At 70.3% G+C, this 16153-nt stretch carries 21 protein-coding genes; 18 read left to right on the top strand and 3 right to left on the bottom strand.

Translation table 11 applies throughout. The features are described from left to right. Positions 1 to 242: 242 nt before the first annotated feature. The 8 genes from ABZ876_RS33560 (at position 243) to ABZ876_RS33525 (ending at position 5518) form a co-directional block, all read left to right on the top strand. Positions 243 to 1097, top strand: a complete 855-nt coding sequence (locus tag ABZ876_RS33560) for an alpha/beta fold hydrolase (RefSeq protein ID WP_361788892.1) — start codon at positions 243 to 245, stop codon at positions 1095 to 1097. A 37-nt stretch (positions 1098 to 1134) separates the two neighbouring features. After that, complete coding sequence (locus ABZ876_RS33555) at positions 1135 to 1389, top strand: MoaD/ThiS family protein (protein WP_361788950.1); 255 nt, start codon at positions 1135 to 1137, stop codon at positions 1387 to 1389. A gap of 3 nt (positions 1390 to 1392) precedes the next feature. Continuing rightward, positions 1393 to 2595 carry a hypothetical protein gene (locus ABZ876_RS33550; RefSeq protein ID WP_361788891.1) on the top strand — a complete coding sequence of 401 codons (1203 nt, stop codon included), beginning with the start codon at positions 1393 to 1395 and terminating at the stop codon, positions 2593 to 2595. Positions 2596 to 2732: 137 nt separating this feature from the next. After that, the gene (locus ABZ876_RS33545; RefSeq protein WP_361788890.1) at positions 2733 to 3470 is read left to right on the top strand and encodes a DUF2993 domain-containing protein; all 738 of its coding nucleotides are present in this window, start codon (positions 2733 to 2735) and stop codon (positions 3468 to 3470) included. Between the two features lie 315 nt (positions 3471 to 3785). Beyond that, positions 3786 to 3866, top strand: coding sequence for an Ms5788A family Cys-rich leader peptide (locus ABZ876_RS33540; protein ID WP_351335063.1), 81 nt, complete (start codon positions 3786 to 3788; stop codon positions 3864 to 3866). 139 nt (positions 3867 to 4005) lie between these two features. Next, the gene (locus ABZ876_RS33535; RefSeq protein WP_361788889.1) at positions 4006 to 4851 is read left to right on the top strand and encodes a sulfurtransferase; all 846 of its coding nucleotides are present in this window, start codon (positions 4006 to 4008) and stop codon (positions 4849 to 4851) included. 33 nt (positions 4852 to 4884) lie between these two features. Then, positions 4885 to 5172, top strand: coding sequence for a DUF1416 domain-containing protein (locus tag ABZ876_RS33530; protein ID WP_030318169.1), 288 nt, complete (start codon positions 4885 to 4887; stop codon positions 5170 to 5172). Positions 5173 to 5209: 37 nt separating this feature from the next. Beyond that, positions 5210 to 5518 carry a DUF3099 domain-containing protein gene (locus ABZ876_RS33525; protein WP_361788888.1) on the top strand — a complete coding sequence of 103 codons (309 nt, stop codon included), beginning with the start codon at positions 5210 to 5212 and terminating at the stop codon, positions 5516 to 5518. Between the two features lie 23 nt (positions 5519 to 5541). Here ABZ876_RS33525 and ABZ876_RS33520 read toward each other — a convergent pair whose 3' ends face one another. Both ABZ876_RS33520 and ABZ876_RS33515 read right to left on the bottom strand, forming a co-directional pair. Next, on the bottom strand, positions 5542 to 5904 hold the full coding sequence (locus ABZ876_RS33520; RefSeq protein WP_361788887.1) for a DsrE family protein: 363 nt from the start codon (positions 5902 to 5904) through the stop codon (positions 5542 to 5544). A gap of 23 nt (positions 5905 to 5927) precedes the next feature. After that, complete coding sequence (locus tag ABZ876_RS33515) at positions 5928 to 6302, bottom strand: hypothetical protein (RefSeq protein ID WP_361788886.1); 375 nt, start codon at positions 6300 to 6302, stop codon at positions 5928 to 5930. 182 nt (positions 6303 to 6484) lie between these two features. Between ABZ876_RS33515 and ABZ876_RS33510 the strand changes: the two genes are divergently transcribed. From ABZ876_RS33510 to ABZ876_RS33490, 5 genes are all read left to right on the top strand, one after another. Continuing rightward, positions 6485 to 7327: a helix-turn-helix transcriptional regulator gene (locus tag ABZ876_RS33510; protein ID WP_361788885.1), complete on the top strand. Its 843-nt coding sequence runs from the start codon at positions 6485 to 6487 to the stop codon at positions 7325 to 7327. After that, entirely contained in the window at positions 7309 to 7581 is a 273-nt protein-coding gene (locus ABZ876_RS33505; RefSeq protein WP_361788884.1) for a DUF397 domain-containing protein, read from the top strand. The genes ABZ876_RS33510 and ABZ876_RS33505 overlap by 19 nt, the downstream gene beginning before the upstream one ends. 233 nt (positions 7582 to 7814) lie before the next feature. After that, positions 7815 to 8390 carry an FABP family protein gene (locus ABZ876_RS33500; protein ID WP_361788883.1) on the top strand — a complete coding sequence of 192 codons (576 nt, stop codon included), beginning with the start codon at positions 7815 to 7817 and terminating at the stop codon, positions 8388 to 8390. 35 nt (positions 8391 to 8425) lie between these two features. Further along, a complete protein-coding gene (locus tag ABZ876_RS33495) occupies positions 8426 to 8863 on the top strand; it encodes a transcriptional repressor (protein ID WP_361788882.1) in 438 nt (145 codons plus the stop codon). Between the two features lie 10 nt (positions 8864 to 8873). Then, positions 8874 to 9839 carry a folate-binding protein gene (locus ABZ876_RS33490; protein ID WP_361788881.1) on the top strand — a complete coding sequence of 322 codons (966 nt, stop codon included), beginning with the start codon at positions 8874 to 8876 and terminating at the stop codon, positions 9837 to 9839. Positions 9840 to 9859: 20 nt separating this feature from the next. Here the strand turns inward: ABZ876_RS33490 and dtd are convergent, their stop codons facing one another. Continuing rightward, on the bottom strand, positions 9860 to 10285 hold the full coding sequence (gene dtd / locus ABZ876_RS33485; RefSeq protein ID WP_132804411.1) for a D-aminoacyl-tRNA deacylase: 426 nt from the start codon (positions 10283 to 10285) through the stop codon (positions 9860 to 9862). 239 nt (positions 10286 to 10524) lie between these two features. Between dtd and ABZ876_RS33480 the strand changes: the two genes are divergently transcribed. The 5 genes from ABZ876_RS33480 (at position 10525) to ABZ876_RS33460 (ending at position 16121) form a co-directional block, all read left to right on the top strand. Further along, positions 10525 to 11127, top strand: coding sequence for an AmfC protein (locus ABZ876_RS33480; RefSeq protein WP_361788880.1), 603 nt, complete (start codon positions 10525 to 10527; stop codon positions 11125 to 11127). Between the two features lie 109 nt (positions 11128 to 11236). Further along, positions 11237 to 12217 (top strand): asparaginase, encoded by a 981-nt coding sequence (locus ABZ876_RS33475; protein ID WP_361788879.1) that lies wholly within the window; start codon positions 11237 to 11239, stop codon positions 12215 to 12217. 380 nt (positions 12218 to 12597) lie between these two features. Beyond that, positions 12598 to 13824 (top strand): GNAT family N-acetyltransferase, encoded by a 1227-nt coding sequence (locus ABZ876_RS33470; protein ID WP_361788878.1) that lies wholly within the window; start codon positions 12598 to 12600, stop codon positions 13822 to 13824. Positions 13825 to 14342: 518 nt separating this feature from the next. Then, the gene (locus ABZ876_RS33465) at positions 14343 to 15083 is read left to right on the top strand and encodes an HAD family hydrolase (protein ID WP_361788877.1); all 741 of its coding nucleotides are present in this window, start codon (positions 14343 to 14345) and stop codon (positions 15081 to 15083) included. Between the two features lie 159 nt (positions 15084 to 15242). Continuing rightward, the gene (locus ABZ876_RS33460) at positions 15243 to 16121 is read left to right on the top strand and encodes a winged helix-turn-helix domain-containing protein (protein WP_361788876.1); all 879 of its coding nucleotides are present in this window, start codon (positions 15243 to 15245) and stop codon (positions 16119 to 16121) included. The last annotated feature ends 32 nt before the right edge of the window (positions 16122 to 16153 follow it).

The raw sequence follows: 16153 nt of genomic DNA, 5'->3' as shown, positions 1-16153 counted from the left end.
CCGCCTTGGTCGTCATACGTCCGTGCACGGTTCGCTCGCCCATAACGTCTGGTTCCTCCTCGGTCCCTTCGAGGACGTATGCGGCACTGCTTCGTACGGTGCGAGTCCCGCGCACTGGGGCCCGCTATGCGTTCGACAACCCGTACACCTGCGGTTTCCCGCTTCGTATACAACGCTTCCGAAAGCACAAAAGGACCCGGGGGCTACACTGCCCGAGTCCTCTGCCCAGCAGAATAGCCCACATGAGCACTGGTCGGGCAGGTCACACGGCACGATTCCGGGTCCGTCCGGACTCCGAGACGGCGCATCGACTGCCTTCGCGAACCTTTCTGCGCACGGTCGACGGGGTCTCGATCGATGCCGCACACAATCCGGGCTCCTCCGTATACGACTCCGGACGTACATCCGCCGGCCATCTGAAGGATCTTGTGTTCGTCGTCGCGCACGGCTTCACCGGCGATCTGGAGCGGCCTCATGTGCGCCGGATCTCGGGCGTCCTCGCCGGTCACGGAGCGGTGGTCACCTTCTCCTTCCGCGGGCACGGGGCGTCGGGGGGACGCTCGACGGTCGGCGACCGGGAGGTGCACGACCTCGCGGCCGCGGTGCGCTGGGCACGCGAGCTGGGGCACTCCCGGGTGGTCACCGTCGGCTTCTCGATGGGCGGATCGGTGGTGCTGCGGCACGCGGCGCAGCACCCGGAGGGCACGGAACCGGACGCGGTGGTGGCCGTCAGCGCCCCCGCCCGCTGGTACTACCGCGGTACGGCCCCCATGCGGCGGCTGCACTGGCTGGTGACCCGGCCCGCGGGCCGCCTGGTGGGCCGCTACGGCCTGCGTACCCGTATCCACCACCGGGACTGGGACCCGGTTCCGCTCTCCCCGGTGGAGTCCGTCCCGCTGATCGCGCCGACCCCGCTGCTGATCGTGCACGGCGACCGGGACGGCTATTTCCCCGTCGACCACCCGCGGATGCTGGCGAACGCCGCGCCCGGCCACGCCGAACTGTGGCTGGAGCCCGGCATGGGCCATGCCGAGCATGCCAGCGACGACGCCCTGATGGCCCGGATCGGGGCGTGGGCGGTCTCGCGCGCGGGCTAGCCTGACGGTGTTCACCACGACCGAGCTGAGGAAGCAGATGGCAAAGGGCACGGTGCGCTACTGGGCCGCCGCCAAGGCCGCGGCCGGCACCGCCGAGGAGCCGTACGACGCGACCACGCTCGCGGGGGCGCTCGACGCGGCCCGCGAGCGACACCCCGGCGAACTCGTCCGTGTCCTGCGGCGATGCTCCTTCCTCGTCGACGGTGACCCCGTCGGGACCCGCGCGCATGAGACGGTACGGCTGGCCGAGGGCGGCACGGTCGAGGTGCTCCCGCCGTTCGCAGGAGGATGAGCGATGAGCAACCAGCCCCATGAGGGGTACGACCCGGGCTACGACGCCTACGGGCAGCAGGGGCATCAGCAGCAGGGGCGTCAGCAGCAGGGCTATCCGCACCAGGCGCAGCAGCCGGGATACCAGCAGCAGGCGGGTCAGCAGCCGGGATATCAGCAGGAGGGATACCCCCAGCAGGCGCAGCAGCAGGGGTGGTACGACCCGAACGCGGCCGCGTATCCCCACCAGCAGCAGCCGTACCCGCAGCAGCAGCACCAGCAGCACCCTGAGCAGCAACCGCAGCAGCCGCAGCAGCAGCAGTGGGACGGACAGTGGCAGGGACCGGCCTACGGGCAGCCGCTGCCGCAGGAGGCGCCGGTGTACGAGTCCCACGGCTACGCGGTGCCCGACACCGGCGGTCACGCCGCCACGGCGACGGCCGCGCACCCCGCGGCCGTCGACCTCTCCGCGCTTCCCGCGAACCAGCGGGCCCGGCTCGAGGGCCGTTCGCCGATCATCGAGCCCGGACTCCAGCCCGCCGCGCTCACCGCGGGCCTCGCGGTGCTGATCGCCGGTGCCGCGGCTCTCGGGATCTACGCCCTCGTCGTACCGCTCGTGGTACTCCAGGCCGTGACGGCCGCCGGATGGTTCCGGCTGAACGGAATGTGGCCCGCCCGGCAGGGCATCGCTCTGGCGTTCCTCGGCGCGGTCACGGCGGACGTGGCGCTGCTCGTGGCGGGCCGGGAGAACGCGCCCGCCGCGATCCTGGGCACCCTCGGCGTCTGGGTGCTGCTGTCCCTCGTCCTGCAACTGCGGTCGCACGCCGATCCGGACACACGGATGTACGGCCTGATGGCGACGGTCGCCTCGGCCGCGCTGTCGATCGTCGCGGCCGGGCACCTCGCGGCCCCGCCGCACGCCGTCACGGTGAGCGCCCTCGCGGTCGCCGCCGCCGTTCTGGCGCGTGCGCTGCCGCTGCCGACCGCGGCCTCGGTGGTCGTGGCCCTGCTGGCGGCGGCGGGTGCCGGCATCGCGATGGGCGGGGCGACGGGCCTCGGCACATCCGGTGCCTTCCTGGGCCTCGGCGCGGGCGTCTGCGCCCTGATCGGCCACCGGGCCGCCTCCTACGACTACCCGTCCCGCTTCGTCCACTTCACGGCGGGCGTCGCCCTGCCGCTCACTGCGGCGGCACCGGTGGTCTGGGTGCTGGGGCGAGCTCTCGGCTAGCGGCACCTTCGGCAGGTGTCACAGGTGATCCACAATCCGGTGGCCGCCGCAGCGCGCGGGGTTACAGTCGCGTTCGGCGGCCACCCGGTCGTCAGTGACCTGTCGTGGACGACTGCCGAGGTGGGGGAAAACCGAGCATGCGCGCACTGCGAATACTGCTGATCGTCGCCGTGATCCTGGGAGGGCTCTTCACGATCGTGGACCGGGTGGCGGTCCACTTCGCCGAGGGGAAGGTGGCCGACAAGCTGAAGACCACCGAGAACCTGGCCACCACCCCGGACGTGTCCATCAACGGCTTTCCCTTCCTGACCCAGGTCGCCGACGGGGAGCTGGACGACGTCGAGATCGGCATCAAGGACTACGAGGCGGCCACCGGCAACGGCGGCGAGCGGGTCCGTATAGACGACCTCCACGCGGACATGAAGGGTGTCAGGTTCTCCGGCGACTACAGCTCCGCCACCGCGGCCGACGCCACCGGTACGGCGCTCATCACCTACGACGAGCTGCTCAGGAAGGCCAAGCCGCAGCCCACCGACGTGGGGCTCGGCGTGATGGCCCGGGTGACCGGTCTGTCGGACGGCGGCAACGGCAAGATCAAGGTGACGCTCACGTTCCAGGCCCCCGGCGACAAGACGTCGAAGCCCATCTCCGTGCTCAGCTCGGCCACGGTCCGCGGCAACACCGTCCAGGTGCACGCGGACGGGCTGCCCCAGCTCCCCGGGATCCAGCTCCTCGAGAACCGGTTCCGTACCGTCGCCGACTTCCAGCAGGGGATCGCCCGGCTGCCCGGCGGTATCCGCCTCGACCGGGTGCAGGCGACCAAGGACGGCGTGGAGATCACGGCGAAGGGTTCGGACGTCAGTCTGGCGGGGTAGCACGAAGACGGCTCCGGCCCGAAGGGCGAGGGGCCCCAGGGCAAGGGGCCCAGGTCGGGAGGCCCATGCAGAGGGGCCCAGGGAGGCCCATACAGAGGGGCCCAGGCCGAGGGTCCCGGCTCCAGGTGCCCGGACCGGGGGTGTCCGAGGAGCGAGACGGTTCGTCCGTACCGCAGATGACGTGACGGGCGCGGGCGGCCGGGAGTCGCCCGAAGGCCGTCGGATCACACATCGTTTCCCACATCCCGGACGATCGCATCTCAGAATACGACACGCCGGTGACACGCCCGGCGATCCGTCCCTACGATCGACCCCATGCAGCGACAGGCGGATCTCACGAAGCGGCGGGCAGTAGACCTGTGCCGCGTCGCCGCCATGCTCTGTCGCCCCTTCTGAGCGGGAACCCCTTCCCGTAATCACCGGCCCCGCGCCCGAACCCGGGGCCATCCCGCGCCGCGTACGCCCCAGCTTGGCCGCGTACCCGCGCCCTTCGCACCCGCACCACCCGCCGCAACTGCCCCGGAGGAGAAAGCGCATGAGCCGCAGCGACGTCCTGGTCGACGCCGACTGGCTTCAGGACCACCTGGACGACCCGACCATCGCGATCGTCGAGGTGGACGAGGACACGTCCGCCTACGAGAAGAACCACATCAAGAACGCGATCCGCATCGACTGGACGAAGGACCTCCAGGATCCGGTCCGCCGCGACTTCGTCGACCAGGCCGGCTTCGAGAAGCTCCTGTCGGAGAAGGGCATCGCCAACGACCACACGGTGGTCCTCTACGGCGGCAACAACAACTGGTTCGCGTCGTACGCCTACTGGTACTTCAAGCTGTACGGCCACGAGAACGTGAAGCTGCTCGACGGCGGCCGCAAGAAGTGGGAGCTGGACGCCCGCGAGCTGGTCGACGGCACCGACGTGCCCGAGCGCCCGGCCACCGAGTACAAGGCCAAGCCGCAGGACACGTCCATCCGCGCCTTCCGCGACGACGTCGTCGCCGCGATCGGCGCGCAGAACCTGGTCGACGTCCGCTCGCCCGACGAGTTCTCCGGCAAGCTGCTCGCCCCGGCCCACCTGCCGCAGGAGCAGTCGCAGCGTCCGGGCCACATTCCGAGCGCCCGCAACATCCCGTGGTCGAAGAACGCCAACGACGACGGCACGTTCAAGTCGGACGAGGAGCTCAAGAAGCTCTACGTCGAGGAGAACGTCGACCTCGCCAAGGACACCATCGCCTACTGCCGCATCGGTGAGCGCTCCGCGCTGACCTGGTTCGTCCTGCACGAGCTGCTCGAGGTCACGAACGTCAAGAACTACGACGGCTCCTGGACCGAGTACGGCTCCCTCGTCGGTGTCCCGATCGAGCTGGGCGCCGCCAAGTAATCCCGGACCCCGGACCTACCCGAAGGAAGAACCATGTGTGGAGCGAAGGCCGGCGGCCCCGACGCCTCGACGATCAAGCCCGGTGAGACCACCATCCAGGGCCAGGTGACCCGCGACGGCGAGCCCGTCGTCGGCTACGTGCGCCTGCTGGACTCGACCGGCGAGTTCACCGCCGAGGTCCCCACCTCGGCGACCGGACAGTTCCGCTTCTACGCGGCCGAGGGCACCTGGACGGTACGCGCCCTGGTGCCGGGTGGCACCGCGGACCGTACGGTCGTTGCCCAGCACGGCGGTCTCGCGGAGGTCGCGATCGCCGTCTGAGCGGGACCGGCACGGCCGGAAGGGCCGCACTCTCGGGTTGGACGCCTCGGGTGCGGTCCTTCCGCATGCCCGGGGGCATAGTGAAGATATGTACGCACGACGACGTCACGTGTACTTCGCCATGATGGGCACCTGCCTGGTGCTCTTCGTCCTGGCCTGGGGAGTCGTGCGTCTGTGGTCCGTTCCGGCGGCCGTGGCGATGTGCGTGGTAGCCATGGTGATCCCCCCGCTGGCGGCGGTGGTGGCGAACCGGCGCGGCCCCGACGACCGCTGGTGGGACGACCCGTCCGGGGACCCGAAGTCCGACGAGTGGTGGGACGAGCTGGACGGGAAGAAACGGCACTAGGGCCGCGTCTCGGTGGCCTGGTCTCAGTACACGAGTGCCTGCGTGCCGTCCGCCAGCGCCTCCTGGACGAACACCTGCGAGCCCGCGATCCGTACGCCCTCGATGACGTCCTTCTCCGTGATCTCGCGGCGGGCCGCGCACTGTGTGCACAGGGTGATCCGCCCGGCCGCCAGGACCGAGTCGATCAGATCCGGCAGCGGCGCCGCGTGCGGCAACTCGAACTCGGCGGCACGTCCCGGCAGCGCGAACCAGGACGACTCCCCGGTCAGCCAGAGCGACACGTCCACGCCGCTGGCCACCGCCACGGCCGCCACGGTGAACGCCTGCGAGCAGCGCTCCGGGGCGTCCGCCCCGGCCGTCACCTTGATCACGAGCTTCTTCGCCATGCCCGCAGCCTAGCCCCGCGGGGTCATGAGCGGTGCTTCTGGTTGTGGTGGCGCCGCAGCAGGACGTTGACGTCCGTTTCCGCGCTGCCGTCGCACTCCGCCCGCGCGGCCTCCCGCAGTCCGTCCAGCTCCGTGCACAGGGCACAGCCACGGACCGGAAGCGGCGGGCGGCTCGTGTCGCCGGCCGACCGGGTGCGCTGGTTCGCCGCCGTCACTCCGGCGCTGAGCCGCTCCCCGGCCGTGGCCGGGCGGAGCGTGGCGGGGTCGGCCTGCCACTCCCGGCCCCCGCCGACCGGGCGGAGCATCGCATACGGCCCCGACCGGTCCTGGTACGCGCCGACCTTGCCCGTCGCCGGGTCGTAGAGGAGCGCTCCGCGCTCGGGGGACTCCGTGTTCATGGGGTGCCGTTCCTTTCCGCCCAAGGCCTGCGCATGGCGTGACAGTTGGACTACGCTGCGTGTTCCGGACAGTACGAGCATGGCCGCTGAGCAGGGCCGGAACGCCGTGGACGGGATCTCCTTCGCCGCTGCTCGGCACTCCTTCCACACCTTCCACAGCCGTCCTTCACGACAGGAGCGCGATGCCACCGCGACGGGTGATCACTGGACGCAGCCAGGAGCCGAGGAAGCGGCTCGCCGAGGAGCTCCGGTTACTGCGCACCGAGCGGGGCGACAGCCTGCGGAAGCTCGGCGAGGTGCTGGGCTGGGACTGGTCCCTGTTCGGAAAGATGGAGAGCGGACAGACCCTGGGCAGCCCCGAGGTGGTCCAGGCGCTGGACCAGCACTACGGGACTCCGGGACTGCTGCTGGCCCTGTGGGAACTGGCGGTGGGGGACCCGACGCAGTTCAAGGAGCAGTACCGGCGGTACATGATGCTTGAGGCGGAGGCGGTGAGCCTGTGGCAGTACTCGGTGAGCATCATTCCGGGTCTGCTCCAGACGGAGGGGTACGCCCGAGAGGTCCTCGCACTGGGCGGCGCCAAGGGCAAGGTGCTGGACCAGCAGGTCGAAGCCCGTACTGGGCGGCGGAAGCTGTTGGAGGGGGACAAGACCCCGCCGTTCCGTGCTCTCCTTGCCGAGGCGGTGCTGCGCACCCCCCAGCGCGACGTGGAGGAGTGGCGGGAGCAACTGGAGTACCTGTTGGAGGCGTCGGAGGAACCGAACATCACGATCCAGGTCCTGCCGCAGGAGACTGGGCTGCACGGCCTGGTCGGCACCGACGTGATGTTCCTGCGACTGCTGGACGGCAAGACGGTGGCGTACACGGAGAACGCCCACCGTGGTGAACTGGTGGAGGAAAACAGCTCAGTTGAACTGCTGCAACGTGCGTACGATGCGATGCGCGACCTGGCTCTGAATCCGGCCGAGTCGCGGAAGTTCGTCCTGCGGATGTTGGAGGAAGTGCCGTGCGAGCCATCGACCTGAGCACCGCGACCTGGCGCAAGAGCAGCTACAGCAATCCGGACGGCGGCGCCTGCGTCGAGGTCTCAGACGATTTCCTGAGCACCGCGACCTGGCGCAAGAGCAGCTACAGCAACCCGGACGGCGGCAACTGCGTCGAAGTCGCCCAGAACCTCCCCTCCGTCGTCCCCGTCCGTGACAGCAAGGACCCCGCCCGTGGCACCCTCCTCTTCGAGGCGGCCGCATGGTCCCGCTTCATCGACGAGGTCAAGCGCTGAGCCCGGGGGAGTGCCCCTCGCCGAGAACCCCGGGGCCCTGCCCCGTAAGCTTGGAGCCGGCTCTGTGTACCCACCCTCGCTCACCAAGGAGCACCCCGTGGAGATCTTCTTCGAAACCCTGCTGGTCCTGGTCTGCGTCGGCGTGCTCGCCTTCGCCGGGCTGGCCGTGAAGAAGCTGTACGAGGGCCAGCGCTGATCCCCGCATCCCCGACTGACACGACGAAAAGCAGCTCATGATCGAGATCCCGTCCGACCTCCACAAGGACCTCGTCCCGCTCGCCTTCCTGCTCGGCAACTGGGCGGGTGCGGGCGTACACGACTTCCCCGGCTCCGAGAAGTGCAACTTCGGGCAGGAGGTCTCCTTCACCCACGACGGCCGGGACTTCCTGGAGTACCACTCCCACAGCTGGGTGCTGGACGGCGACGGGAACAAGGTCAGGCCGCTGGAGTCCGAGTCCGGCTTCTGGCGGATCGACAAGGACCGCAAGGTCGAGGTCACCATGGTCCGCGACGACGGGGTCGTCGAGGTCTGGTACGGCGAGCTGGCCGAGAAGAAGCCGCAGGTCGACATCGCCACGGACGCCGTGGCCCGGACGGCGGCCTCGGGCCCCTACACCGGCGGCAAGCGGCTGTACGGGTACGTCAACAGCGACCTGATGTGGGTCGGCGAGAAGCAGACCCCCGAGGTCCCGCTGCGCCCCTACATGTCGGCGCACCTGAAGAAGGTCGTCACTCCGGAGGACGTCGAACGCTGGGCCAAGGCCCTTCCGGAGGACCTCCCGGACGACGGGATCGCCTTCTTCAAGTAGGCCGGGCTCACGACGCCGGTCCTACACTGGGTGCTGTGGTGAGCACCGACTGGAAAAGCGATCTGCGGCAGCGTGGCTACCGGCTGACCCCGCAGCGGCAACTTGTGCTCGAAGCCGTGGACACCCTGGAACACGCGACCCCCGACGACATCCTCGTGGAAGTGAGGAAGACGGCGTCGGGGGTCAACATTTCCACCGTCTACCGCACCCTGGAGCTCCTGGAGGAGCTGGGGCTGGTCAGCCACGCCCATCTGGGGCACGGTGCGCCGACGTACCACCTCGCGGACCGGCACCGTCACATCCACCTGGTCTGCCGCGACTGCACGAATGTGATCGAGGCCGACCTCGACATCGCCGCCGAGTTCACCGCCAAGCTGCGCGAGACGTTCGGCTTCGACACGGATCTGAAGCACTTCGCGATCTTCGGCCGATGCGAGGACTGTTCCCTCAAGAGTTCAAATACCGCGTCGTAGGCTTGGGTCCATGAAGAGTCCTCTGCTGTCCCTGCCCGGCGCCGTCCCCGCCGAGGGCGTGGACGAAGGTGTCGCCGCCCACTACGGCGAACTGTTCCGCGAGCAGCGCGCCCTCGCCGACGGCTCCGGATTCGTGGACCTCTCGCACCGCGGTGTGGTCACCGTCAGCGGCGAGGACCGGCTGAGCTGGCTGCATCTGCTGCTCACCCAGCACGTCAGCGAACTGCCCCCGCACCAGGCCACCGAGGCCCTCGTGCTGTCCGCGCACGGGCACATCGAGCACGCGCTGTACCTGGTCGACGACGGCGAAAGGGTCTGGGCGCATGTGGAGCCCGGCACCCAGGGCGCGCTGATCGCGTACCTGGAGTCGATGAAGTTCTTCTACCGCGTCGAAGTCGCCGACCGTACGGACGAGTTCGCCGTGGTGCACCTGCCCGCCGGTTCGATCGCCGAGGCCCCCGAGGGCGTCATGGTCCGCGAGACGCCGTACGGCCGGGACCTCTTCCTGCCGCGCGCGGACCTGGAGCCCTACGCCGGGAAGAACGGCCCCGCGGCCGGGCTGCTGGCGTACGAGGCGCTGCGCGTGGAGCAGCACCGACCCCGTCTCGGCTTCGAGACCGACCACCGCACCATCCCGCACGAGCTGGGCTGGATCGGCTCGGCCGTGCACCTCCAGAAGGGCTGCTACCGCGGTCAGGAGACGGTCGCCCGTGTCCAGAATCTGGGCAAGCCGCCGCGCCGTCTGGTCTTCCTGCACCTCGACGGCAGCGAGGTGCATCTGCCGCCGCACGGCACGGAGCTCCGCCTCGCGGACGAAGGCCCGGAAGGCCGCAAGATCGGGTTCGTGACGACGTCGGTGCGCCACCACGAACTGGGCCCTGTCGCCCTCGCCCTGGTCAAGCGGAACGTGCCGGTCGACGCCCGCCTCATGGCCGACTCGACGGCGGCGGCGCAGGAGGTCGTCGTATCGCCGTAGGGCTCGTACCGCCCGGGGCCTCAGATCTCCAGGAGCACGGTGAACGGGCCGTCGTTCGTCAGCGACACGCGCATCTGCGCACCGAACCGGCCCGTCGCCACCGTCGCGCCCAGCGCGCGCAGCTGCGCGACCACCTCCTCGACGAGGGGCTCGGCGACATCGCCCGGTGCGGCCGCGTTCCAGGTGGGCCGGCGGCCCTTGCGGGCGTCGCCGTAGAGCGTGAACTGGCTGATCACCAGCAGTGGCGCGTCGATGTCCGAGCAGGACCTCTCGTCGTGCAGCATGCGGATCGACCACAGCTTGCGGGCGAGCTGGGCGGCCTTCTCCTTGGTGTCCTCGTGCGTGACCCCGACGAGCACGCACAGCCCCTCGCCGCTGATCTCGCCGACCGTCTCGCCGTCCACGACGACACTCGCGCCGTCCACTCTCTGCACCACCGCACGCATGGTGTCCATGATGCCGTGCGGCCGGAACGCCCTCGCGGGCGCCCGCTCGAGCGTCCCGGGACCCGCGGCTGACCGGACCGGTGATCTCTTATGAGGGCATTCTTATTGCCCCTTAACACCTCCATCCGGGGCAGATCGGTGGCACTCGGTCACGCGACGGCCGTGCGGGGTGGCACGATGCGTCTGTCGCGGCCCATCCGTGGGGGGTGCCGCGCCGGTCGAGGGGACGGTAGAGGTACATGAGCACATCGAGTACCGGGCGGCCGCCCGGGGTTGTCGGGCCCGCCCTGTCGGGAGTCCTGGAGCAGCACCGGCCGCCCGTGCAGCGCACGGACAGCCCCCTGGCCGCCGATCCGCCCGGGCACGACCTGCCCGCGCTGCGGCTCACCGAGCTGCGTGCGCTGCGCCGGGACGCCCAGCGGGACGAGGCCGATCTCAGCTACGTACGGCGGCTGCTCCAGGGCCGTATCGACATCCTCCGGGCGGAGCTGGCCCGGCGTGGCGGCCGGGCGGCCCCCGAGGACGTCATGGAACGGCTCGCGGAGATCCTCAAGGACGAGCCCGCCCGCCATCGCTCCTCCGCCCGCCATGTGACAGTCGGCACACCGCACGGAGAGGAGTACCGGCGGCTGGCGTCCCGGATGCTGGGCGAGGTCGAGCTGTCGGACCTCAAGGCGCGCACGGACGAGGAGTTGGGCGCGGGGATGATCCGGCTCGTGGGGTACGAGCGGCAGGTCTCCCGGAGGCGGCAGCAGTTGCAGCGCACGGCGGACGATTGCAGTGCCGAGATCGCGCGCAGGTACCGTGAAGGAGAAGCACAAGTAGACGACCTGCTCATGTGACGCGAGGGTCCCGGCGAACCCGGGGCCCCGGGTGTGCACGGCGCCGGTCCGGAGACCCTCCGGGCCGGGCGTCGCCGGGGCGGGTCCCCGTCCCGGAGGCCACCGCCCCATGCCGACGTCAGCCCAGCCCACCCTGTCCGCTCCGTCTTCCGCGCACCCGGTGCTCGCCGAGGTGGTGCGCTCCGGGTTCGTCGAGGGGCGGCATCGCGGCAGCCTCGTACTGCTGGCCGCGGACGGTTCCGTGGAACTGGCCCTCGGTGATGTGCGGGCGCCGGTCTTCCCGCGGTCGTCCAACAAGCCGATGCAGGCGGCCGGTGTGCTGCGCGCGGGCCTGGAGCTGGCGGGCGAGCGCCTGGCGCTCGCCGCCGCGAGCCACTCGGGCGAGGCGTTCCACCGGGAGCTGGTGCGGCGGATGCTGTCGGAGCACGACCTGAGCGCCGAACGGCTCCAGTGCCCGCCCGATCTGCCGCTGGACCCGATGGAGGCGGAGGCGTACCTGGCGTCGGGTGCCATGCGGGAGCGGATCACCATGAACTGCTCCGGCAAGCACACGGCGATGCTGGCGGCGTGCGTGCTGCGGGGCTGGCCGCTGGACTCCTACCTCGATCCCGCGCACCCGTTGCAGCACCTGATCCACTCGGTGGTGGAGGAGGCGGCCGGCGAGCCGGTCGCGGCGGTGGGCACGGACGGCTGCGGGGCCCCGCTCATGGCGATCAGCCTCGTCGGCCTGGCCCGCGCCTTCCGCTCCTTCGTTCTCGCGGCTCCGGGCACGGCGGAACGCCGGGTGGCGGACGCGATGCGGGCGCATCCGGAGTACGTGGCCGGTACCCGCCGCCCCGACACCTGGCTGATGCGGGAGATTCCCGGCGCCCTGTCGAAGATGGGAGCGGAGGCGGTCCAGGCGGTGGCGCTGCCCGACGGCCGGGCCCTCGCCTTCAAGGTGGACGACGGCGGTACCCGCACGCTGGGCCCGGTACTGGCCCGGGCCCTGACCTTGATGGGCGTCGAGGCCCCGGTGGTGACCCGGATCGGCCGGGCACCGCTGCTGGGCGGTGGCCGCGAGGTCGGCGCGATACGCGCGGCTTTCTAGCCGCCGGCCGAGGGGATGGGCGCGCGGCTTTCCGGTCGGGTGATCTTCCGGTCGGTCCGGTTGGCGGGTACGCGTGCGGTCTCCCGGTCCGGGCGGTGGGTGGGACAAGCGTGTGTTCTTCCGTTCCGTCGGCCGCGGACACGCGTGCGGCTTTCCCGTCTGCTGGTGGGTGGGACAGGCGTGATGTGGTCCGCCGGTCCGCCGGTCCGCCGGTCGTAGGACGGGGGCGTGATCTTCCGCTCCGGCGGTTGCGGATGGGCGTGCGGTCTTCCGGCTCGCCGCTTGCGGACACGCGTGCGGCCGTCGGGTCCGCCGATCCGGCCCCCGCAACAGCCGTAAATTGGCACGACACGCCGGGTGCCGCCCCCTAGCGTGTGCGCATGAGGTGCCCCGAGCACATCGACGTACGTGCCATCTCCGAGTCCGAGATCAAGGAGTGGAGCCGCGCTCTCAGCACCGGCTTCCTCCGCCCCGGAGAGATGTCGGACCACGACGTCGCGGACCTCGCCGCGCACCTCATCCCCTCCCGCACCCTCGCAGCCTTCGACGACGGCGTCCCCCGCTCCGGCGGCGGGGCCCCCATCGTCGCCACCTTCCGCTCCTTTCCCCAGGAGCTGACCGTGGTCGGCGGCACTCCCGTCCCCGCCGACGCGATCACCAACGTCTCCGTCACGGCCACCCACCGCCGCCGCGGCCTGCTGAGCCGCATGATGGCCCTGGACCTCGCCGCCGCGAAGGAGCGCGGCGACGTCGTCGCCACGCTCATCGCCGCCGAGTACCCGATCTACGGCCGCTTCGGTTTCGGTCCCGCCACCCACACCGCGCAGTGGGCCGTCGACGTGCCCCGCACCGGCCTCGACCGCCACCGCCCCGTCCCGGACGACGGCGGCCGCATCGACCTCGTCGACGGCGCCGACGTCCGCACGCTGGGCCCCGCACTGCACGAGCGACTGCGTCGCGGCCAGGCCGGTGCCGTCAACCGCACCGAGCGCTGGTGGCAGCTCGCCACGGGCGCGATACGCCCGGACGCCCGGCCCTATGCCGAGCGGTTCCACGCCGTCTACCGCGGGCCCTCCGGTGAGGCCGAGGGTCTGGTCTCCTACGTGTGTGACGACCGGTGGGGGGACGACGCCGAGCGCGCCCTGTGGCGCTATCTCTGCTCGATCGACTGGGTCACGACGGTACGGACGGGTCACCGAGCCCCGGACGATCTGCTGCCGCACTTCCTGCCGGACCCCCGCGCCGCTCGCCTCGTCATGTACGCGGACTGGCTGTGGGTGCGGATCCTGGACGTCGTACGGGCCCTGGAGGCACGGACGTACGGTACCGCCGGCACGCTCGTCCTGGAGGTCGTGGACGAGGCCGGGCCGGCCGGCGGCCGCTACCGGCTGGAGGCCGGACCGGACGGCGTGCAGTGCACGCCCACCGACCGGGATGCCCAGCTGACCCTGCCGGTGGGCGAGTTGGCGACCCTGTGGCTGGGTGACGAGTCCGCCGTGCGGCTCGCGGCGCTCGGGCGCGCGCGGGAACAGCAGCAGGGCGCCGCCTCCGTGGCCGACGCCCTGCTGCGTACGTCCAGGCGGCCGTGGTGCCCGGACATCTTCTGAGCCGTCTCAGGCTCGGGATGGCGCTCCTTCCGTGCGGGTGGTGGCTGCCGTGCTGTGCTGCTGCGCATCCGTAGCTATGCAGTTGTGGGTGCCTTTCCGAGGTGCGGACCGACCGGGCTCCCGGCTCCCCTCCGGAAGGGAACCCGGTCAGCAGCGTCACGAGGTCACGGTGACCGACCTTTTCAAAGGTGTGACCATGTTGTTCAAGAACGCTCAGACTTGCTCAACTTCGAGCGAAGTTGGCGACCAACTTCACCTCAGTTATCTCCACTTGGAGTCGCCTCATAACCACCTTTCGCTGAACTGCCGGAAGTTGACGTGAAGTTGCGCTGCTCGGCCTTGGCGGCGGAACACGCGGCCACCAACGGGCGGACGAGGTCACGACGATCGGCGCCCTGCGCCCGGCCTCGGTTTCTCGGCGCATAAAACCGGCCAGATCACACGGCGTTCGTGGAGCCGTGGCAGCTGGGGTCCAACGCCCTCTGGGAAACGATCGGCACGGACCCGACACTCTCCTGGTGACCTCTGACACGACGCGGACCACGCCGGTGACGGCAGAGACCGAGAGACTGCGCGAGCTGGTCGAGGGCGCACGCGTCGTGCTCTTCGACTTCGACGGACCGATCTGCCGGCTGTTCGCGGGCCGCAAGGCCACGGACGTCGCCCGGGAACTGGAGAGGTGGCTGGAGCGGCAGGGGATGTCCGCGCTGCTGACCGAGGAGGAGAGAGGACGGCCCGACCCCCAGGTGGCACTGCGCGCGGTCGACCGGCGGCACCCGGGGAGCGACCTCGCGGCCGAACTGGAGGAACTGCTCACCCAGCAGGAGCTGGGGGCCGTGCCCAGCGCCATGCCCACCCCGTACGCCGACCCGGTCGTCCGCACCTGGACAGCGCTCGGCGCACGGCTCGCGATCATCACTAACAACTCGGCGCGCACGGCCTTCGCATATCTGGCCGGCCGGGGGCTCGTCGACTGTTTCACCCCGCACATCTACGGCCGTACGCCCGACCTCCACCGGCTGAAGCCGGATCCGTACCACCTGAACCGGGCTCTGCGGGCGATGGGAGCGGCCGCAGAGCACGCTCTGATGATCGGGGACACCCCGTCGGACCTTCAGGCCGCCGCGCGGTCCGGGGTGCCGTTTCTCGGGTACGCGCGCAACGAGGACAAGGAGCAGCGCCTGCGTCAGGCGGGCGCCGAGGTGATCGTGCGGTCACTGGAGTCGGTGCTGCGGGTCCTGCGGGACCTGCGAAGGTGACCGGTTGAGGTGACCGGCTGAGGGTGGTACGTGAGGAGAGGCAGACTTGCCGCCAACTCTGCTATGTCGCTGCCAACTTTTCTGTCGTCAGACCTAGTTGGTCGCGGTCATCGAACAAGTCTTAAACAACTGCCCATAGATGGAGCCTGGTTGTAACGTTTGGTCGTGACCCAGGAGCAGGCCGCAGTCAACGGCACCAGAAGGTCCTCGTCTCAGGAGATCGCCGACGCGTTGCGGGCCCGCATCCGCACCGGCGAGCTGAAGGCGGGCGACCGGCTGCCCACGCAGGCCGAACTGGCGAAGGAGTTCGGGGTGGAGCGGGGCGCGGTCCGCCAGGCCCTGCGCGCGCTCCATGAGGACGGCCTGCTCAGCAACGTCACCAAGGGCAGCCCGCCCCGGGTCGCCGAGGCCCAGCCGGTCAGGGACGAGCCGCAGCCGACGATGGTCGGACTGGCGCAGCGGCTCACCCAGGCGTTCGCGGCGCCCCACGTCCGTATCGACGCGGCCTGCCTGACCGCCGAGACGCTGATGCTTGCCCTCGGTGAACCGGTGCGGCTGATCCACGAAGGCCGTATCCGGCCCCGGTCGATCGACGTGCGCATCCTTCTGCCGTCCCGGGAGATCAACCTCGCGTTCCCGATCTCCGTCAACAGCCCCGGGGACGAGGACCCGGTCCACAGACGCTGGCTCGAGCAGCGCAACGCCCAGGGACACGTCCTGCGCCACAACCTCCAGGCTCTGCGCGCCTCCCACCACATCGACGTCCGTGTGACCTTCCGCGCACTGCCCTTCACCCCGCCGGTGAAGCTCTACCTCCTCAACGGGGCGGAGGCCCTGATCGCGTACTACATGCTCACCAAGCGGGAGGAGGAGGTGGAGAGCGAGACCCTGGAGCTGTACGACACCCTGGGCGCCAAGTCGCTCCTCTTCTCCTTCGAGCAGCGGTCGGGCAGACGGGACGCCGCGTTCGTGGAGCAGTCCCAGAAGTGGTTCGATGCCCTCTGGGAAACCATCACCACGGACCTGACACTCTCCTAGTGACCTCTGATACGACACAGAATGATCAAAAT

This window comes from Streptomyces sp. NPDC046931 (assembly GCF_040644655.1).
GTDB lineage: Bacteria > Actinomycetota > Actinomycetes > Streptomycetales > Streptomycetaceae > Streptomyces.
Note: the sequence above shows the minus strand (reverse complement) of the source record. Positions and strands in the feature narration are given on the sequence as shown.